At 49.7% G+C, this 18,586-nt stretch carries 16 protein-coding genes and 4 tRNA genes; 14 read left to right on the forward strand and 6 right to left on the reverse strand.

What is annotated here, in order from left to right:
* Positions 1 to 17: 17 nt before the first annotated feature.
* The 9 genes from EOE67_RS05640 (at position 18) to purF (ending at position 11,901) form a co-directional block, all read left to right on the forward strand.
* Positions 18 to 1,142 (forward strand): 4-phosphoerythronate dehydrogenase, encoded by a 1,125-nt coding sequence (locus EOE67_RS05640; RefSeq protein WP_127698074.1) that lies wholly within the window; start codon positions 18 to 20, stop codon positions 1,140 to 1,142.
* 32 nt (positions 1,143 to 1,174) lie between these two features.
* Positions 1,175 to 2,194 (forward strand): aspartate-semialdehyde dehydrogenase, encoded by a 1,020-nt coding sequence (locus EOE67_RS05645; protein WP_127698075.1) that lies wholly within the window; start codon positions 1,175 to 1,177, stop codon positions 2,192 to 2,194.
* A gap of 344 nt (positions 2,195 to 2,538) precedes the next feature.
* A complete protein-coding gene (locus EOE67_RS05650; protein ID WP_127698076.1) occupies positions 2,539 to 5,646 on the forward strand; it encodes a FimV/HubP family polar landmark protein in 3,108 nt (1,035 codons plus the stop codon).
* Between the two features lie 149 nt (positions 5,647 to 5,795).
* Positions 5,796 to 6,581 carry a tRNA pseudouridine(38-40) synthase TruA gene (gene truA, locus EOE67_RS05655; RefSeq protein WP_127698077.1) on the forward strand — a complete coding sequence of 262 codons (786 nt, stop codon included), beginning with the start codon at positions 5,796 to 5,798 and terminating at the stop codon, positions 6,579 to 6,581.
* A gap of 303 nt (positions 6,582 to 6,884) precedes the next feature.
* The gene (accD, locus tag EOE67_RS05660) at positions 6,885 to 7,757 is read left to right on the forward strand and encodes an acetyl-CoA carboxylase, carboxyltransferase subunit beta (RefSeq protein WP_068064279.1); all 873 of its coding nucleotides are present in this window, start codon (positions 6,885 to 6,887) and stop codon (positions 7,755 to 7,757) included.
* A gap of 6 nt (positions 7,758 to 7,763) precedes the next feature.
* The gene (gene folC, locus EOE67_RS05665) at positions 7,764 to 9,050 is read left to right on the forward strand and encodes a bifunctional tetrahydrofolate synthase/dihydrofolate synthase (RefSeq protein ID WP_127698078.1); all 1,287 of its coding nucleotides are present in this window, start codon (positions 7,764 to 7,766) and stop codon (positions 9,048 to 9,050) included.
* Positions 9,047 to 9,817 (forward strand): SPOR domain-containing protein, encoded by a 771-nt coding sequence (locus EOE67_RS05670; RefSeq protein WP_127698079.1) that lies wholly within the window; start codon positions 9,047 to 9,049, stop codon positions 9,815 to 9,817. Before folC ends, EOE67_RS05670 begins: the two co-directional genes overlap by 4 nt.
* A 59-nt stretch (positions 9,818 to 9,876) precedes the next feature.
* Complete coding sequence (locus EOE67_RS05675) at positions 9,877 to 10,380, forward strand: CvpA family protein (RefSeq protein WP_127698080.1); 504 nt, start codon at positions 9,877 to 9,879, stop codon at positions 10,378 to 10,380.
* A gap of 6 nt (positions 10,381 to 10,386) precedes the next feature.
* Positions 10,387 to 11,901: an amidophosphoribosyltransferase gene (gene purF / locus EOE67_RS05680; protein ID WP_127698081.1), complete on the forward strand. Its 1,515-nt coding sequence runs from the start codon at positions 10,387 to 10,389 to the stop codon at positions 11,899 to 11,901.
* A gap of 118 nt (positions 11,902 to 12,019) precedes the next feature.
* Here purF and EOE67_RS05685 read toward each other — a convergent pair whose 3' ends face one another.
* The 4 genes from EOE67_RS05685 to EOE67_RS05700 all read right to left on the reverse strand — a co-directional run bounded on the left by EOE67_RS05685 (position 12,020) and on the right by EOE67_RS05700 (position 14,814).
* On the reverse strand, positions 12,020 to 12,619 hold the full coding sequence (locus tag EOE67_RS05685; protein WP_068064272.1) for a Yip1 family protein: 600 nt from the start codon (positions 12,617 to 12,619) through the stop codon (positions 12,020 to 12,022).
* Between the two features lie 147 nt (positions 12,620 to 12,766).
* Positions 12,767 to 13,525, reverse strand: a complete 759-nt coding sequence (miaE, locus tag EOE67_RS05690) for a tRNA isopentenyl-2-thiomethyl-A-37 hydroxylase MiaE (RefSeq protein WP_127698082.1) — start codon at positions 13,523 to 13,525, stop codon at positions 12,767 to 12,769.
* Positions 13,526 to 13,574: 49 nt separating this feature from the next.
* Positions 13,575 to 14,327 (reverse strand): UDP-2,3-diacylglucosamine diphosphatase, encoded by a 753-nt coding sequence (gene lpxH / locus EOE67_RS05695; protein WP_127698083.1) that lies wholly within the window; start codon positions 14,325 to 14,327, stop codon positions 13,575 to 13,577.
* Positions 14,320 to 14,814 carry a peptidylprolyl isomerase gene (locus EOE67_RS05700; RefSeq protein ID WP_068064266.1) on the reverse strand — a complete coding sequence of 165 codons (495 nt, stop codon included), beginning with the start codon at positions 14,812 to 14,814 and terminating at the stop codon, positions 14,320 to 14,322. Before EOE67_RS05700 ends, lpxH begins: the two co-directional genes overlap by 8 nt.
* Before the next feature lie 157 nt (positions 14,815 to 14,971).
* Between EOE67_RS05700 and cysS the strand changes: the two genes are divergently transcribed.
* Positions 14,972 to 16,351 (forward strand): cysteine--tRNA ligase, encoded by a 1,380-nt coding sequence (cysS, locus tag EOE67_RS05705; RefSeq protein WP_127698084.1) that lies wholly within the window; start codon positions 14,972 to 14,974, stop codon positions 16,349 to 16,351.
* Between the two features lie 99 nt (positions 16,352 to 16,450).
* On the opposite strand, the gene folD is transcribed toward cysS, so the two are convergent.
* Positions 16,451 to 17,311, reverse strand: a complete 861-nt coding sequence (gene folD, locus EOE67_RS05710) for a bifunctional methylenetetrahydrofolate dehydrogenase/methenyltetrahydrofolate cyclohydrolase FolD (protein ID WP_127698085.1) — start codon at positions 17,309 to 17,311, stop codon at positions 16,451 to 16,453.
* Between the two features lie 242 nt (positions 17,312 to 17,553).
* Here folD and EOE67_RS05715 point away from each other — a divergent pair.
* From EOE67_RS05715 to EOE67_RS05730, 4 genes are all read left to right on the forward strand, one after another.
* A tRNA-Pro gene (locus EOE67_RS05715) sits at positions 17,554 to 17,630 on the forward strand.
* A 37-nt stretch (positions 17,631 to 17,667) separates the two neighbouring features.
* Positions 17,668 to 17,744 (forward strand) — tRNA-Arg (locus tag EOE67_RS05720).
* A 33-nt stretch (positions 17,745 to 17,777) separates the two neighbouring features.
* Positions 17,778 to 17,853: transfer RNA gene (locus tag EOE67_RS05725), tRNA-His, on the forward strand.
* Positions 17,854 to 17,907: 54 nt separating this feature from the next.
* Positions 17,908 to 17,984, forward strand: a tRNA-Pro gene (locus EOE67_RS05730).
* 122 nt (positions 17,985 to 18,106) lie between these two features.
* Here the strand turns inward: EOE67_RS05730 and EOE67_RS05735 are convergent.
* Complete coding sequence (locus EOE67_RS05735) at positions 18,107 to 18,451, reverse strand: 2Fe-2S iron-sulfur cluster-binding protein (RefSeq protein ID WP_127698086.1); 345 nt, start codon at positions 18,449 to 18,451, stop codon at positions 18,107 to 18,109.
* Between the last annotated feature and the right edge of the window lie 135 nt (positions 18,452 to 18,586).

An 18,586-nucleotide genomic window follows, 5' to 3' on the forward strand; every position in this document is an offset into this window, starting at 1 on the left:
GGCGAACAGGGCCTGAAATGAAAATTTACGCTGATGAAAATATGCCGTACGTGCAACAGTTTTTCGCTGATTTGGGCACTGTGCAGTTGGTCGATGGCCGGCAGCTCACTGCAGCACAGGTTGCCGATGCTGATGTGTTGCTGGTGCGCTCAGTCACCCAGGTAAACGCCAAATTATTGTCGCAAAACAATTGCTTAAAATTTGTTGGAACTGCAACTATTGGTGTTGATCATATTGATCAGGCTTATTTAACCAGTCGTGAAATCAGCTTTAGCAGCGCACCAGGTTGCAACGCCCAGTCAGTGGTGGAGTATGTGCTCAGCAGCTTGTTTTTACTGGCCGAGCAACAGCAAAAACCATTACAGCAATGGACGGTGGGTGTGATTGGCGTGGGTCAGATTGGCTCGCGGTTGGTCAAAACATTGCAGGCGCTTGAAGTGAAAGTGTTGCAATCTGATCCGCTACGCGCTGCCAATGAGCCTGATTTTCCACATCTGGATGTTGCCGATTTACTGACGCAAGTCGACGCCGTTAGTTTCCATGTGCCTTTGGTCAAATCAGGCGATTACCCAACATTAAAACTGATCAATCAGCAAAATCTGCAGCAGCTGCCTGCCCATGTCGCCATTATCAACGCCTCGCGCGGTGAAGTGACCTGCAATCAGGCGCTCTTGAACGAAGCAAAAAACGGCATCAAACGACCTTTGGTGCTGGATGTCTGGGACAACGAGCCGAATGTACTGCTGGAGCTGGTTCCTTATACCCGGATCGCCACGGCGCATATCGCCGGTCATAGCATTGAAGGTAAAGCGCGCGGAACGGAAATGTTGTATCAGGCGCTGTGTAAAACACTGAAAATGGAGCCAAAACATCAGTTGCATGATTTTTGCCCGGTTCCAGTGATGGAAAAGCTGCAAATTTCTGCAAATTTTAGACTTTCAGATGTCCAAAATGTCTGCCGTATGTTATATGATGTTCGCCGTGATGACGCTTTATTCAGATTTCATCTGCAAGGTCATGGCTTTGACTGGCTCAGAAAACATTATCCGCCACGGCGGGAATTTAGTTCGTTGCAAGTGCAGCTGGATAATCCAGCTGTCGCAATACCAGAATTTTTAAATAACTTAGGTTTTAGGTTTTAGGTTTTAGCAGCCAGCATTAGGGGAAACAAACTATGGCGCAGCAATTCGACGTCGCAATTTTAGGTGCAACTGGTTTAGTCGGTCAGCATCTGATTGAAATTCTTGAACAACGTGATTTTCCGGTAAAACGGTTAATCCCTTTAGCAAGTAGTCGTTCTGCTGGCGGGTTTGTCACCTTTAAGGGAAAAAAAGTCGAAGTGCTGGATGCCGATAAGTTTGATTGGTCCGAAGCGCAAATTGGTTTGTTTTCCGCCGGTGGCAGTATTTCTGCTATTTATGCACCAAAAGCCGCTGAAGCTGGTTGTGTGGTGATCGACAACACCTCGCATTATCGCTACGAAGCCGATATTCCATTGGTAGTACCGGAAGTGAATCCACAGGCGATTGCCGACTACCGCAACCGCAATATCATTGCCAATCCAAATTGTTCGACCATCCAGATGCTGGTGGCGTTAAAGCCTATTCACGACGCTGTTGGCATTAGCCGGATCAACGTTTGTACATATCAATCGGTAAGCGGTGCCGGGCAGCAAGGCATCGAAGCACTGGCCAAAGAAACGGCGCAGTTACTCAATGGCCGGCCGGTGGAAGGCGACGGCAAGTTCAGCCGTCAGATCGCGTTTAACGTGATCCCGCAAATTGATGTGTTTATGGACAACGGCTACACCAAAGAAGAAATGAAAATGCACTGGGAAACCCAGAAAATCATGGGCGACGACAGTATTAGCGTCAACGCCACTGCGGTGCGGGTACCGGTGTTTTATGGTCATGCCGAAGCGGTGCATCTGGAAACCCGTCATCCAATCAGCGTTGAGCAAGTCAAAGCGCTGCTGGCCAATGCGCCAGGTGTAGTATTGCTGGAAGATAACGCCGATTTCCCAACTCAGGTTGGTAATGCGCAAGGTCAGGACGATGTGTTTGTTGGCCGTATTCGCCAGGATATTTCGCACGAAAACGGCATCAACCTGTGGGTGGTGGCTGATAACGTGCGTAAAGGCGCCGCGACCAACAGTATTCAGATCGCTGAACATTTAATCCGCGATTATCTGTAAATTACATCTGCGAAGTTACTGCGGTAAGTCACACCACAACTGAACAAGAAAGGCTCCTGCGGGAGCCTTTTTACTTACGGTTCTTTTCTCGTATGATCCTCATCCATATCGTTTTCCTCCATCGGGCCGCTTAAGATTCGCGCAAAGTCGCAGATAACCAGTGAAATAGCGGGCTTTCTGCGGGCGGTTCGTCGCATTGACTGCTGATCTGGTTTAGAATTCAGAACAAAGTGACTGTGCAATGTGGAACATTGTTTGCAGGAGCACCTTATCAAAAGTGTAAAAGTGATGGCACCGCAGTTTACTGGTGACCAATTGACACCAAAGCGGTTAGGGAATTTTGAATGCATCAACTGCGATTATTAATCCTGTTGCTGATTGTCAATTTTATGACGGTTGCAGTGGCGGATACCACCGCCAAATTGCGTGGACCGAAAGAGTTTGACGCGCCAGCAGTCACCCGGCTGGGTCCGTTGTCGGCCCGCGACACTTTATGGCGTTTGGCCGAACAAGCAAGGCCCGATCCCCGGCTGAATATGTATCAAGTGATGCATGCGCTTTACTTAAAAAATCCTGATGCCTTCCTCGAACAAAATTTTAATCATCTTAAACCAGGCTCTTACCTGGAAATCCCGACGATCCGCGAAATTCTTGCGATCAATGCGGTAGAAGCACAACGCAAATCTGAAAACGACGACCGGGTCTGGGCGGAGAAAATTCGTGGTGTTGCCAATGCCAAACCGGATGAAAAAGCTGCCCGTCAGCAAGATGTCGCCAAAGCCACCAAACAGATCACCGAAGAATTAAGTCGGGTTGAATCACAGCAAACCGAGCAAATGAGCGACATTCGCAATCGACTTGGCGCATCGATGGCCAATGTTGAAACCATCGTCGTCGAAAATACGCAGCTGAAAAAACAACTGGATACCGTGGTTGAAGAACTGACGCTGGTGAAAAGTAAACTGGATAAAGACAGCGAAATTCAAACCCAGTTGCAGCAGCTATTGTTACAACAAACCGAACTTTTAGAGCAACAGCGCGAACAAATCAGAAAAGCCGAAGAAGGGTTTAATTTTGCCGAAACCTGGCAAAAACTTGCCTCTAGTCCGGTCGGCTGGGCGATTGCGGCCTCGTTGCCTGCCATTATGTTACTGCTGATTATCGTGTCCTTTATTCGTCGCCGTGGCCAAAAAGCCGCCGCTGTGGTGTCTGCTGCGACAGCATCGCCAACCGTTGATCCGAACTATCGCTCACCGTTGCCGCCACTCGATGACAGTCTGGACTTTGATGAAAGCAGCCTGATTAACCTCGACGATTCATTACTGAATGACAGTTTAAATTCCGGCATTCGGCTGGATGACGACAACTTTGTGCCCAAACCAGCCAAATCGATGGCGGCGACCGACTTTGCTGACGATTTACTGGATGATAATTTTGATCCGCCAAGCCGCAAAGCCAGTTCTGAATTTGATCTGGATGATTTACTTGATGATCCGCTGGATGAGCCGGTTGCCACACCACGCACCGAATTTGATGCCAATAACATCCTGTCCGGTGACGATTTATCATCGTTGTTTGATAATCTGGAAGAAGAACCGGCCTTTACTGCCAAAGAAGATTTTGATCCGAAAAATATACTGTCTGACAATGACTTAAGTTCGTTGTTCGACAACTTGGATGAAGCTGAAGATCCGGATGACATTTTCGCTCAGGCGCTGGCTGCGCAGCAGAGCGAAGCTGCTGACATTGAAAAAGCCAATGATGCCGATGACTTACAATCTAATCAGCCACTGGCCGCTGATGCATTGCAAAACGCCGCAGCACAAGCCGACGAATTTGATGAATTGCTGGAAGAAATCGAATTAGATATTCCAGCCGATGCCGACGATATGATGTCGTTGGACGAAGAGTTTGATATCGATGCGTTAATGGCTTCGACCCAAGCGGTACAGCAAAGCACGGCAGCGCCGGTTGCTGCACCAACAACAACGTCAACAGCAGCACCCATGCAAATGGACGACGATGATTTTGATATTGATTCGTTGTTGGCGGCGAATGCCGAACCCACTAAGGTGCAAAAAGTGGCGGCGATGGAGAGTGCTGAGCCAAATCTGACTGCTGCCGACTTTGTTGCCGATATGCCTGAAAGCGAACCGGCCAGTACCTTTGACAGCTCAGAGTTGGATGCTTTTGCTGAATCGCTGGCCGAAGAAACGCTGGCTGAATCTGAAGTGACCGAACTTAGTGATGACGATTTGGCGTTAGTTGCTGCCGAGTTTGCACTGGAAGATGAACATATCACCGAAGCGGTTGAGCCGGATGAAGCGGATCTGGCCAGCGAACTTGACGATATTCTGTCGGAAGTGGCTGAAATCCGCGCGCAGAGCCAGTTACATGCTGCGACATTGGCTGAGCTATCGTTGCCGGGATCTGCGCTGGCGCAAGCCGCTGAAGATTTCGAAGAAGCACAAATTTCGGTGGCTGATGTCAGTTCAATGTTGCAAGACAATGATGATGACGAGCCAGATTTTGTAGCATCAGCATCAGAACTGCAGACGCCGGCAGAGTTTTCGGAATTGACCGACAATGACGAAATTCTGCTGGATGATTTTGAACCTACTGCGTCGAAAACTGCCTCTGCCGGGCCTGAAGATCTGAGTGAGTTTGTCACCCTTGATGACCACGACGCCGCTAAAACTCCGATGCCGGATTTAGAAGAGCTGGACGACAATTCGGTCAGTCGGCTCTATGAATCATTGTCGTCGGTAGAAAGACCGAGCAAAGTATTGGATGAATATCCGGAACTTGAATTGTCGGATGATCTGCTGAGTGATAGTGATGCCGATATTATTTTCCCGGACGATGATCTGACGGACGAAGCGGCTTTACTTGATACCGCCTTTGCCAGCGTTGTTGACGCAGATAGCGCTGTGGTCGGCAATGCACTGGCGACCGACCCAACGATATTATCTGAGCTTCATGCACTGGAACATACCAATTTTGATGAAATGTTATCTGAACTGGACCAGTTTGAAACAGCCTCGGTAGCGCCGGAGCAAGATCTGCAGTCAGCAAAACGCGTGCTGGCAGAGCTTGATGCGTCGCAGTATACGCAACAAAATACCGAGGTTGCCGCTGCCGATCATGATATTCCGGATTATGTGCATATCGACAAGTTGCTAGCGGCTTCGGAAGATGACGAACTGGAACCGGTCAATAAAGGTGTGCTTAATATTGATGTCGGGCTGGCTGATTTTGAAGATTTAATTTCCGCCGACGAAATGGGTGATGTTGATCACGCCGATGCTGGTTACGCCGGACGACTCGATTTAGTCAGGGCCTATAACGAAATTGGTGATGCCGACAGCGCCGGGCAACTAATTAAAGAGATCCTGGCATCCGATGCGCCCGCGCACGTGAAGCAAGAAGCGTTAACGCTGCAGCAAAGCTAGTCAGCTGTTGCGATAGATGAGCTTGTTAAGCTTGTCGCGGTGGATCAGCGCGGCACAGTCACAGCTTGAAAAACAGCACGGTCTTGCTGCACCCGTTGGGATTTGCCAGCTGCTTTGTTATACTCGCGCCGGTTTAACGAGGAGTGGGCATGCGCATCGCATTGGGAATTGAATATGACGGCACCGGTTTTTTTGGCTGGCAGCGTCAGCGGGAAGTGAACAGCATTCAGGGCGAGCTGGAAAAAGCGCTGAGCCAGGTCGCCAACGAACCCATCGAAATTTTCTGTGCCGGTCGCACTGACGCCGGCGTGCATGGCACAGGCCAGGTCATTCATTTTGACAGCAGCGCCGTGCGGGATATGCGTGGCTGGATCATGGGTGCTAATTCCAATCTGCCGACCGGCATTGCCGTGCGCTGGGCCAAACCGGTCAGCGAAGAGTTCCATGCCCGTTTTTCTGCGACGGCTCGCCGTTATCGTTATGTCATTTACAACCGCAAATACCGTCCGGCCATTTTGGGCCAGGGCTTAAGTCATTATCATCAGGATTTAGACGTCAGCCTGATGCAACAGGCCGCGCCTTTGCTATTGGGTGAACATGATTTTTCGTCATTCCGCGCTATTCAGTGTCAATCCAACACGCCATTTCGCAATCTGATGCATTTACAAATTGAACGCTATCAGGACTTTATTGTCATTGATATCAAGGCTAATGCCTTTTTACATCATATGGTGCGCAACATTACCGGTAGTTTGCTGGAAATCGGCATGAAAAAACGTCCGCCACAGTGGCTGGGTGAATTGCTGGCGGCCAAAGATCGGACTTTAGCAGCGGCGACGGCCAAAGCGGAAGGGCTGTATTTGGTGGCTGTTGATTATCCGGCGCAGTTTGAAATTCCGACCTCGCCTATGGGGCCGTTGTTTTTGCCGGATTAAACCCGTCATCCTTGAGGATTCGGGGTTGTTGGCCGCCTTCACTCGCCCCAGTCACATAGACTGCTATGCTCCTGGGGTCTCGCTCAGTTGCCGCCTACCCGAATCTTCAATGATTTTGGGTATAAACCCTGGTCGTATGCTCTGGACTGACCTGTTTCAAGGCGACAGCTAAGACCAGTTTTTTATGTTCGGCTGCGCACCTTTATGTTTTAATAACCGCCGTTTGGCATGTTTTCGCTGAATTTTGCCTAAGTTCAGGCTATTTGTGCGCGAAAATCGTCCAGTGTAGACAAAGGAATCCTTATGAGTTGGTTAGAAAAAATCCTGCCCAGAACCTCGTCGTCAGCGCGTCGTAATATCCCGGAAGGGGTCTGGACTAAATGTACGTCCTGTGAAGCGGTGTTGTACAAAGCAGATCTGGATCGCCAGCTTGGCGTTTGCCCAAAATGCGATAACCATATGCGCATCAACGCCCGCGAGCGTCTGGCCAGTTTTCTTGATACCAATACCGGTGTTGAACTGGCTGCCGAGCTCGAGCCGCAGGATATTCTGAAATTTAAAGACAGTAAAAAATATAAAGACCGGATTGTCGCAGCACAAAAAGAAACCGGCGAAAAAGATGCCATGGTGGTGATGCGCGGTTCTCTCAAAGGCATGCCGATTGTGGTCGCCAGCTTTGAATTTAATTTTATGGGTGGCTCAATGGCGTCCGTCGTGGGTGCCAAATTTGTCAAAGGCGTTGAGTTTGCGCTGGAACACAAAGTGCCCTTCGTTTGTTTCTCCGCTTCTGGCGGCGCGCGGATGCAAGAAGCCTTGTTGTCCTTGATGCAAATGGCCAAAACCAGTGCCGCTTTGGCCAAACTGAGTGAAGCCGGTCTGCCGTATATTTCGGTGTTGACGGATCCGACCATGGGTGGTGTTTCAGCCAGTTTAGCCATGTTGGGTGATGTAAATATCGGCGAGCCAAATGCGCTGATTGGTTTTGCCGGTCCGCGAGTGATTGAACAAACCGTGCGGGAAAAACTGCCGGAAGGTTTCCAGCGCAGCGAATTCCTGCTGGATCATGGTGCCATTGATATGATTGTTGACCGCCGCCAAATGCGCGATACAATTGCGCGATTAGTTGCAAAATTCATGCGACTGCCTTCTCCGGTGTCGGAGAATCGCGTCGCCTAAGGCGTTATGAACTCTTCTGCGTTAACAACAAGCCAATCGTGTCAGACCCTGACCGATTGGCTTGCGTTTATTGAACAAAGCCGTCCTATTGATCAAATTGAACTGGGCCTGACGCGGGTGCAAACCGTCGCAGCGCGCGGTGCATTACAGCAGTTACCCGGCATCAAAATTCTGCTGGCCGGCACCAACGGCAAAGGCTCCAGCGCCCGTTGTCTGGAACAACTGTTGCTGGCGCAAGGTTATTCGGTTGGCGTGTACACTTCCCCGCATTTACTGCAATTTAATGAACGGCTGCGCCTGAATGGCGTCGATGCTGCCGATGCGTTATGGGTGGCCGGACTGCGTGAAGTCGACCAACTGCGCGCTGAGGTGCCGCTGACTTATTTTGAATTCACTACACTTGCGGCTTTTGCCATGCTCAAGCAGCAACAGCCGGATGTTTGCATTATTGAAGTCGGTCTGGGCGGGCGTTTAGACGCCACCAACATTATTGAACCGGATGCCTGTGTCATTACGACCATCGACTTAGATCATCAGGATTGGCTTGGCAACGATCGCGAAAGTATCGGCCGCGAAAAAGCCGGTATTTTCCGCCAAGAGCGCTTGGCCATAGTTGGTGATTTAGATGTACCGCAGTCGATATTGGCCGAAGCTGTACGGCTATCGGTGCCGCTGCGTCTGGTCAATCGTGATTATCAGTATCAGCTGGCCGAAGATGGCTTGTCATGGCAGTGGCAGGGGAAAAGCACCCGGCTGACCGATTTACCGCTGGTAAAGTTGCCGCTGCAGAATATCGCCACCTGCCTGGCATGTCTGGAAGCGCTGCAGTTATTGCCGCCGCCAGCCAAGATTGCTACAGTGTTGGCTGAGCTAACTTTAGCCGGACGGATGCAATGGCTGCAACAGCAACCGGCTATTTTACTGGATGTGGCGCATAATCCGCAGTCGGCGGCTTACCTCGCATCACAACTTGCTTTGCTTGCACCCCGTTATCAGCGCATTCATGTGTTGGTGGGCATGCTCAAAGATAAAGACATGCGACAAAGTCTGGCCGATTTTGCCGGACTGGTTAGTACCTGGCATTGCGCCGGTTTACCGCCGCCGCGTGGTGCCACTGGTGAATTACTGGCAGCTCAGTTACCGGATGGGGCAAATGTTGTTTGCTACCCCGATGTAGCAACAGCCTGGGCTACTTTGAGTACAGATCTTCACGACACTGATTTAGTGTTGATTTTTGGTTCATTTGTCACTGTGTCGCAGTTTTTAGCACACTGGCAACAGGGAAACGTATGACCGAAGTATTTAAAAACCGGCTGATTGGCAGTGCCATTTTGATTGTAGCTGCCATTGTGTTTTTACCGGATTTATTAGATGGCCAGAAACAAGTGGTCAAAGATGATTTTAAAGCAGTGCCGGAGCGTCCTGAATTTGCCGCTGTCGCGCAGCAACAGGTGTTTGCACAGGATCAGCATGATGCCAGTCGTCAACAGGCGATGACGGTACCAACCGACACCAGCCCGGCCTTAGACGACCCGTCAGCTGCCGGCAGTACGACTGATCCACAACCCGGGGCTGTGACTGATCCAACTGTAACCGATCCAGCTTTGATTGATAAAGAAGCGATCGATAAAGCAGCGACCGATCCTGCACCAACCGACACATTGCCGGATCAAACTTATGCTTCTGTCGATACCGACAGTGCTGCGGCGAAACCTGTAACCACAACTGCAACAGCCAGTCCCGCTGTGACGGAAGCCAAGCCTGTCGCCGAGAAAGTGGTGGTTCCGCCAAAGCCGTTAACAGAAGCGGCCTGGGTGGTGAAAGTGGGGTCATTTGGTAAAGAGCAAAATGCCAATGCGTTAGTCAGCAAATTACGGCAGGCTGGTTTTGCCACCTTCAGCCGGAAAATCACCAATGGTCAGGGCCAAACCATGATTAGCGTGCTGGTGGGGCCGGATCTGAAAAAAGAGCAACTTGAACGTAGCCTGCCACAACTACAACAACTGGCTGCGGTGAAGAACTTAAAGGTGATGGCCTTTTCACCGGTTGAAAATAATTAGCCTAACCGGCGCGCCTTTTGGTAGAATGCGCGCCGTCATCGAGCAGCCTTTGGAAGCACATGGTCTGGGTTGATTATGCCATTCTGGCAATAATTGGATTATCGACTGTCATCAGTCTGGTCCGCGGTTTTGTAAAAGAAGCCATTTCACTGATCGTCTGGATCACAGCGTTTTTCGTTGCCAGTCATTATTATCCCTATCTCGCCCCCTTTTTCTCCAATATTGAAAATTTACTGATCAGAAATGCAGTCGCCATTGGCTTGCTGTTTGTCAGCGCGCTATTGCTTGGCGGACTGATTAACTATCTGGTTGGCAAGCTGGTTCACTCCACGGGGTTAAGCGGCACCGACCGTTTGCTTGGTGTGTTGTTTGGCGCCTTGCGTGGGGTGTTGGTGGTCAGCGCTGTGTTGTTTTTTCTGGACGCTTTTACGCCTTCAGCTGGATCAGACTGGTGGAAAGCCTCAGTTCTGATCCCCGAATTCGACTTTATTATTGAATGGTTTTTCAGTTACCTGAAAGACAACTCGAGTTTTATGCAACAGGCATCCGTGCTGACGAGGTAAGGTTCCATGTGTGGTATTGTTGGTATCGTAGGTAAATATCCGGTCAATCAGGCCTTGTACGACGGTTTAACCGTGTTACAACATCGTGGTCAGGATGCGGCAGGGATCGTCACCGTCGACCAGGACCGGCTGCGGCTGCGCAAGGCGAATGGCCTGGTGAAAGATGTATTTGAAGAGCGCCATATGGAGCGGTTGTCGGGCAATATTGGCATCGGCCATGTCCGTTATCCAACGGCGGGTTCTTCCAGCACCGCTGAAGCTCAACCGTTTTATGTCAACAGTCCTTTTGGTCTGGCACTGGCGCACAATGGTAATTTAACCAACGCCGAACAAGTCAAAGCAGAATTGTTTAAAGTGGCTCGTCGTCACGTTAATACCAGTTCTGATTCTGAAGTATTACTCAATGCCCTGGCGCACGAACTACAGGGTGACGGCTCGATGCAATTGATGCCGGAAGCAATTTTCCGCGCCGTGACCAATTTGCACCGCAAAGTGCGTGGTGGTTATGCCGTGGTCGCGCTGATTATCGGCCATGGTTTAGTGGCTTTTCGCGACCCGCATGGCATTCGGCCACTGGTGATGGGGAAACGTGAAACGGCACTGGGCACCGAATATATGGTGGCTTCAGAAAGCGTGGCACTTGATGCTGACGGTTTCACCGTGCTGCGGGACGTGTCCCCGGGCGAAGCAGTGTATATCACCGAAAATGGTGAGTTATACAGCCAGCAATGTGCGGAAAACCCAACCTACACCCCATGTATTTTTGAATACGTTTATTTTGCCCGCCCTGATTCGACCATTGATAACGTGTCGGTGTATGCATCACGGGTCGCGATGGGTAAAAAACTGGGCGAAAAAATCAAAAAAGAATGGGCACATCTGGATATCGATGTGGTTATTCCAATTCCTGAAACCAGTAACGACGCGGCGCTGCAAATTGCCACCGAACTGGGTTTACCTTATCGCCAGGGTTATGTGAAAAACCGTTACATCGGCCGGACCTTTATTATGCCGGGCCAGGGCGAGCGGAAAAAGTCGGTGAAGCGTAAACTCAATGCCATCTGGCAAGAGTTTAAAGGCAAAAACGTGTTGCTGGTGGACGATTCAATCGTGCGCGGCACCACCTCAGAGCAAATCATTGATATGGCGCGTGAAGCTGGCGCCAATAAAGTGTATTTCGCTTCTGCGGCGCCGGAAATCCGCTTCCCGAACGTGTATGGTATTGATATGCCGTCGGCCAACGAGCTGATTGCGCATGGTCATGATGTGGAAAGCATTTGTAAAATCATTGGCGCTGACGGTTTGATTTTCCAATCGTTGCCAGATTTAGTCGAAGCCGTACGCAGTCAGAATCCCGATATCAAAAAGTTTGAAACTTCAGTGTTCGACGGCGTTTATGTCACCAATGACATTACCCAGGAATACCTGAATAAACTGGATGCTTCGCGTAACGATGCCAAAAAAGGCAATAAAACAGCGTTAATGGCCGGAAATCTGGAAACCTATAACGAAGGGAACTGAGTTCTGGCAAGATACTTCAGATCAAACATCAGATAAAACATCAGATAAAACAAGGGGAGCTGCTGCTCCCTTTGCTATTTTTAACACAGACCTTCTGCTGATCCAGGCAAGACTGTCGTCAGTGCGTAAACACCGGCTGGAACCCTGAGCTCCATAAAATAGCGGTAGACGCTAATACACACACCAATAAAATCAGGCCACAAGTGACGACCGAGCTGGCGTAAATAAAACCCCGCTCTTCCGGGATGTGCATCAAAATTGGCACACCGACGTACAGCAGATAGACCGAATAAGACAAACCCGCCAGCCCAACCAGCATCACAAACCACAGTTCCGGATACAAGGCGGCGATCCCCACCATAAATAATGGCGTGGACGTATAGGAAGCCAGTTCCAGGGTTTGGGTGTACGTTGGTTCCGAGCCAAAGGTATGTGCCATCCAGTGCGCTAAATAACCCAGCGCAAACACACCGAGGATCAGCGCAAAATACATGGCGGTACCGAGCATCAACGCGCTGTCGGACGTTAAGTGAATGGGTTCACCCACGCCAATGCTCCAGCCAATATGAACGGCAGAGACGTAAGCGCAAATGGAAGGGATAAGAGCAACGAGCATGATGTGAATTAAACTGTAGCGTAAACTTTCGTGACGAGCGTCAATGGTATGCCATTCTTCTTTCGGGTGGGCATACAGCCCCCATAAATGGTTTAGTATCATTTTTATTATCCTTGTCGACTGCTGTACTGATGGTGTCTGAGCGACAACGTAACACTCATGATTAAGTTATGACCAACAGAACAGCACTCGTCAAGTATTGACTGAGTTCAGGGCTAAATAGCCAGCTTTAAACCGGGCATCCGCTGTTTACACCGGACAGCCGCTATGAAATTTAAAGTCCTCATCGGCCGTGGAAATCAGCTCTGCTTCCAGCTTGCCAAAGAAGTCCACTCTGGGTTTGATATCAGTTTTGGACATCACCTGCGCTAGCTCCAGATAATCGGCAAAATGGCGGGCTTCGGAGCGCAGCAACGAGACGTAAAAAGCGCCGAGTTCAACATCCACCAGCTCGGCCAGTTTGGCAAAACGTTCGCAAGAACGGGCTTCAATATAGGCGCCACAAATCAGCTTATCGATCAGGATTTGCGGCTCATGGGTTTTGCAGCTTTGGACCAATGTTTTGGCATAACGACTGGCGGTGATATTTTCATAAGGAATGCCCCGTTGCTGCATGATTTCCAGCACCTGGCAAAAATGATGTAACTCTTCGCGGATCAGTAATACCATCCGGTCAATGATCAGATTGGAATGGGCAAAATCAGAACGGCCAATAATGCTTTTATTTAGTTTCTCTGCTTGTTTTAAGCTTTGCACATCACCGTTAAACCGATATGCGAAATCTTCAAAGGGTTTCAGCCAGTGCAACAACGTGGCGGAGCTTTCCTGATCGCAGGCATACCGGCGTAGCAAGTACATCGCCGTTTGTGCTGCTTTTAGCTCACAAATCAGATGGTCCTGCAGCAGAACGGCCAAACGTTCCGCTTTTACTGCTTCTTCCAGCCAGCGGGATGGGGTTTCGCATTGTAAAAAGCCGAGGATTGGCGTCAGTAGGTCATTGTTTTTCATCAGTTACTCCATACTGCAATGCGGAATTTGTTGCTAAACTGGCAAGGTGTTAAAGCTGTGGCTCGGTGGCCAATGCGCAAAAATGCAGAGTCCACTCATGTTCGGTAATCGCGAGATAAGAGCTTTGTTGATACCAATCACCGACCACATAACGATAAGCTGGCTGGCCATCGAGCCCCTGAAATTCGTGGACTGCTGGTCTATGTGTGTGGCCATGAATTAAATACTGCACCTGGTATTCATGCATCACTTTGGGCACTTCATCCGGTGTGACATCCATGATCATGGCAGTTTTTTGCTGTTTATCCTGCTTGCTGATGCGCCGTGCTTTACGCGCCAGATGCTGGCGATACCACAAAGGTGTGGATAAAATCAGCCATTGCCACCAGGGCTGGTCCCACCAGGATCGGAATTTCTGATACTGAAAGTCCAGCGTGCAGAGGCTGTCGCCATGCATCAACAGCGCTTTTTTACCATACAAATCAGCGATGTGATAAGGCGGTAATAACTCGAATCCGGCGCGCTTGGCAAAGGTTTTTTTCAGCAGGAAATCGCGGTTGCCGTGACAGAAGTACAGCAGTACGCCTTGGGATTTTAAAGCGCTCAACGCATCCGCGACCTGAGTCAGTAGGGGGGCAGGGTTGTCATCACCAATCCAGACTTCAAATAAATCGCCGAGAATATACAAGGCATCGGCGTTAACGGCTGTGTTGTTCAGAAAATCGAGAAACGCCGCGGTAATATCCGGGCGTTCCTGACTTAAATGCAAATCCGCGATAACAAGGGTTAAGCCCTTAGCCATGCAGTTCTGCTTTTTCGATCACCACGTTTTCTACCGGCACATCGGCGTGGCCAAATTTACGACCGGTAGCAACTGCGCGGATTTTATCGACCACGTCCATGCCTTCAACGACTTCAGCAAACACACAGTAGCCCCAGCCTGAAGAATTTTCTGAGGTGAAGTTCAGGAAGCTGTTGTCAGCGATATTGATAAAAAATTGGCAGGTTGCAGAATGTGGGTCATTGGTGCGGGCCATTGCCACTGTGCCTTTTTTGTTTGGCACTTTGTTGTTGGCTTCGTTTTTAATCTGACCTTTGGTTTCTTTTTGTTCCATGTCTGGGGTAAAACCGCCGCCCTGGATCATAAAACCGTCAATCACCCGGTGAAAAATGGTGTTGTCGTAAAAACCGTCTTTGACATAACTTTTGAAGTTTTCCACGGTAAGCGGGGCTTTGTCGGCAAATAACTGTAATTTAATCACGCCGAAATTGGTGTGTAAGCTGACCATCATTCAATCCTTCTGTAGGGGCTATAAAATTTGGCGCTAGTTTAGCGCAACCGTGGCTGAACACAAAGCCAGATCGAGCGCCAACAGACCGTAGCCGCGCTTAAACACCGGTGTTACACTATCGCTTTTTCGCTGTCAGCGTTTATCCGAGGAAATCATGTTACAGATTTACAATACCCTGAGCCGTCAAAAAGAGACGTTTGTGCCAATGCAACCAGGCAAAGTCGGCCTTTATGTCTGTGGTATTACAATTTATGATTTCTGTCACGTTGGCCATGCCCGTACTTATGTGGCTTTTGACGTTATCAACCGCTATTTGCGCTTTTCCGGTTATGACGTCACTTATGTGCGCAATATCACCGATGTTGACGACAAAATTATCCGCCGCGCCAATGAAAATGGTGAAAGCTGTGATGCATTAACGGCCCGCTACACCGAAGCCATGCATGCTGATTTTAACGCGCTGAGTTTATTACCTGCCGATATCGAGCCACGGGTCACCACCCATATGGCTGAAATCATTGAATTAATTCAAACGCTGCTTGAGAAAAAGCATGCCTATGTCGCCGTCGATGGTGATGTGCTGTTTGATGTAAGCACCTATGAGAAATACGGTCAGTTGAGCCAACAAAATCTGGATATGCTGCAAGCAGGCGCCCGGGTGGAAGTGGATCAAAGCAAAGACGATCCGCTGGATTTTGTGTTGTGGAAAATGGCCAAACCAGGCGAGCCGAGCTGGGAATCGCCATGGGGCGCGGGTCGTCCGGGCTGGCATATCGAATGTTCGGCGATGAGTGCCAAGCATTTAGGTGCGCATTTTGATATTCATGGCGGTGGTTCTGACCTGCAGTTCCCGCATCATGAAAACGAAATTGCCCAGTCATGCTGCGCGCATGGAACCAAGTACGTCAATACCTGGATCCACACCGGTATGGTGCAGGTCGACAAAGAAAAAATGTCCAAATCTTTAGGCAATTTTTTTACCGTCAAAGACGTATTGGCCGAATATAACCGCGAATCAGTGCGTTATTTCCTGATTTCCAGCCAGTATCGCAGTCAGCTCAATTACAGCGCTGAGAACCTGCAGCAAGCGCATGCGGCTTTAGGGCGTCTTTACACCGCACTGCGTGGCGTGACACCAGCAACTGAAGTTGCACTCGACAGCGTTTATGTGGCGCAGTTTAACCAAGCGATGGATGATGATTTTAATACGGCGCTGGCACTGCCGGTATTATTTGAACTGGCGCGTGAAATTAACAAAGAAAAAGAGCAGAACCCGGCGAAAGCCTCAGAACTGGCCGCTGTGCTGGTGAAACTGGGTGAAGTGCTGGGTATTTTGCAAGGCGATGCTGAAACTTTCCTGCAGGCCGGCGGTTCTGATGACGATGTGGCAGAAATTGAAGCTTTGATTGTCAAACGCAATCAAGCCAGATTAAACAAGGATTGGGCGGCTGCTGATGAAGCGCGTGCCGCACTGACTGCCAAAGGCATTGTGGTCGAAGATAAAAACGGTGTCACCAGCTGGCGTCGTGGCTAATCGACTATTGCTAACTTAGCAAAAGTAAAAAACAAAAACGCGGCTGGACCGCGTTTTTTTATGGCTGTTGTGTTTAAAACAGCCGATCACAACCAAGGCTTAGCTTAAATCGTGAAACTGCTCGCAAGCTTCCAGCGTGTTTTCAATCAAACAGGCGACGGTCATCGGGCCAACGCCACCAGGTACTGGCGTGATAAAACGAGCATGTTCAACCGCTTTAGTAAACTCGACATCACCGACTAACTTGCCGGAATCCAATCGGTTAATACCAACATCGACCACCAGCGCACCTGGTTTTACCCAATCGCCCGGAATAAATTCTGGTTTACCAACAGCCACCACTAATAAATCTGCGCGGCGCACTTGCTGCTCCAGGTTCTTGGTGAATTTGTGGCAGATGGTGGTGGTGCAACCGGCTAATAACAGCTCCAGCGCCATTGGACGGCCGACAATGTTGGAAGCGCCTACCACGACAGCGTCCATACCGCGGATTTGCACTCCGGTGCTCTGCAGCAGCTTAATAATGCCTTTGGGTGTACAAGGACGTAGTGCCGGCATCCTTTGTGCTAAACGGCCAATATTGTAAGGGTGGAAACCGTCGACGTCTTTCAACGGATTAATCCGTTCCAGGATGGCGGAAGCGTCTAAACCAGCTGGTAACGGCAATTGCACCAGAATACCATCGATGCTGGTATCGGCATTAAGCTCGTCAATCAAATCGAAGAGTTGCTGTTGTTTGGTGTCAGCAGGTAGGTCATAAGAAAAGGAAGCAAAACCGACTTCTTCACAGGCTTTGCGTTTGCTGCCAACATACACTTGCGACGCCGGATCGGCACCGACTAACACGACCGCTAGGCCAGGTGCCCGTTTTCCTGCTGCCAGTCGTTGCTGAACTCGCAGTGCCACTTGTCCGCGGGTCGCCTGAGCAACTGCTTTACCGTCAATAATTTGTGCTGCCATCAAGCGCCTCTGATCCAAATCTGAAAAGTTGCCGTATTTTCTCACAGCAGGCCACAATGCGCCAAGTACAATGGTTGGCGCGGCGGAAATTTCTGTAAAATCAGTGAAATTGCATGCTTTTGCAGCGGAAAACCGCCAGAAGGTTCAAATTATAGGCAAACAGTTTTTTTCACTAAAAAAACGTTTGACGCATACGGGGTCGGGTTGTAATATTGCGCCCCGTTGCACTAGTGTAACGTAGTCGGTGATTAGCGCAGCTTGGTAGCGCACTTGGTTTGGGTCCAAGGGGTCGCAAGTTCGAATCTTGCATCACCGACCATCTTTAAGTTGGTATGCGCTCTGTGACTGCACTTGTTGCGTCCGTAGCTCAGCTGGATAGAGCAACGGCCTTCTAAGCCGTGGGTCATAGGTTCGAGTCCTATCGGACGCGCCACTCACTTAAAGATATGTTTGAATTGAGACCGTGGTGGCTGTAGCTCAGTTGGTAGAGCCCCGGATTGTGATTCCGGTTGTCGTGGGTTCGAGCCCCATCAGCCACCCCATTCAATTCAGGACTTCGGTCCAAATAAGTTCTACGAAATCAAAGAGTTCATAGTCGGTGATTAGCGCAGCTTGGTAGCGCACTTGGTTTGGGTCCAAGGGGTCGCAAGTTCGAATCTTGCATCACCGACCATTCTCCCTCAAAAAGTTTCTGTTCAAATTTACGCTCAACTCATCGTTCTATCCTAATTACAGCTATTTTCTTAGTACTTCTTCAATTCGATGCAACTGCCGAAACAAATTGCTTTATCGCCGCTAAACCCTGGCTGGTGCCTGATCCCGGCTCGTGCTCATCGTCACTGAATTCGTAATAATCTCGACCCGCAGATCGGTTTTTGCAACACTGCAACAAGCGAAGATAATGCCGGAGTTCAGTTCTGTTGCAGTTAGCTTTGCAGTATTTTCAATGATCTGTTCGACCTTGCCGCTAATCAGACGGCATTTGCACATGCCACAGCCACCGGCCTTACACCCATGCGGAATGTTCACACCGTGCAGCAGCGCGCTTTGCAGCACCGTCTGGTTAGGTGAAATATCGATGATTTGATGGGCTAATTGCATGCGATAGCGGGGTGCGGGCGCGAACCAAGACTTGAACATTGTTGTGACATCCTGTCCCGAATTTATTAATTAGCATAGTCGACAAAAAAGGAAAAACCAGTGTTTTGGTAACGCCGACAGTCGGGCATAACAAAAGCCGGCGCTATGGCCGGCTAGTCATCTTAAACGCTTTGA

This window comes from Rheinheimera riviphila, assembly GCF_004005945.1.
GTDB classification, from domain to species: domain Bacteria; phylum Pseudomonadota; class Gammaproteobacteria; order Enterobacterales; family Alteromonadaceae; genus Pararheinheimera; species Pararheinheimera riviphila.

What these genes read in the sequence shown, in the direction of transcription:
- EOE67_RS05640 (WP_127698074.1), top strand. Translation starts at nt 18, where the DNA reads ATGAAAATTTACGCTGATGAAAATATGCCGTACGTGCAACAGTTTTTC.
- EOE67_RS05645 (WP_127698075.1), top strand. Translation starts at nt 1,175, where the DNA reads ATGGCGCAGCAATTCGACGTCGCAATTTTAGGTGCAACTGGTTTAGTC.
- EOE67_RS05650 (WP_127698076.1), top strand. Translation starts at nt 2,539, where the DNA reads ATGCATCAACTGCGATTATTAATCCTGTTGCTGATTGTCAATTTTATG.
- truA (WP_127698077.1), top strand. Translation starts at nt 5,796, where the DNA reads ATGCGCATCGCATTGGGAATTGAATATGACGGCACCGGTTTTTTTGGC.
- accD (WP_068064279.1), top strand. Translation starts at nt 6,885, where the DNA reads ATGAGTTGGTTAGAAAAAATCCTGCCCAGAACCTCGTCGTCAGCGCGT.
- folC (WP_127698078.1), top strand. Translation starts at nt 7,764, where the DNA reads ATGAACTCTTCTGCGTTAACAACAAGCCAATCGTGTCAGACCCTGACC.
- EOE67_RS05670 (WP_127698079.1), top strand. Translation starts at nt 9,047, where the DNA reads ATGACCGAAGTATTTAAAAACCGGCTGATTGGCAGTGCCATTTTGATT.
- EOE67_RS05675 (WP_127698080.1), top strand. Translation starts at nt 9,877, where the DNA reads ATGGTCTGGGTTGATTATGCCATTCTGGCAATAATTGGATTATCGACT.
- purF (WP_127698081.1), top strand. Translation starts at nt 10,387, where the DNA reads ATGTGTGGTATTGTTGGTATCGTAGGTAAATATCCGGTCAATCAGGCC.
- EOE67_RS05685 (WP_068064272.1), bottom strand. Translation starts at nt 12,619, where the DNA reads ATGATACTAAACCATTTATGGGGGCTGTATGCCCACCCGAAAGAAGAA.
- miaE (WP_127698082.1), bottom strand. Translation starts at nt 13,525, where the DNA reads ATGAAAAACAATGACCTACTGACGCCAATCCTCGGCTTTTTACAATGC.
- lpxH (WP_127698083.1), bottom strand. Translation starts at nt 14,327, where the DNA reads ATGGCTAAGGGCTTAACCCTTGTTATCGCGGATTTGCATTTAAGTCAG.
- EOE67_RS05700 (WP_068064266.1), bottom strand. Translation starts at nt 14,814, where the DNA reads ATGGTCAGCTTACACACCAATTTCGGCGTGATTAAATTACAGTTATTT.
- cysS (WP_127698084.1), top strand. Translation starts at nt 14,972, where the DNA reads ATGTTACAGATTTACAATACCCTGAGCCGTCAAAAAGAGACGTTTGTG.
- folD (WP_127698085.1), bottom strand. Translation starts at nt 17,311, where the DNA reads ATGGCAGCACAAATTATTGACGGTAAAGCAGTTGCTCAGGCGACCCGC.
- EOE67_RS05735 (WP_127698086.1), bottom strand. Translation starts at nt 18,451, where the DNA reads ATGTTCAAGTCTTGGTTCGCGCCCGCACCCCGCTATCGCATGCAATTA.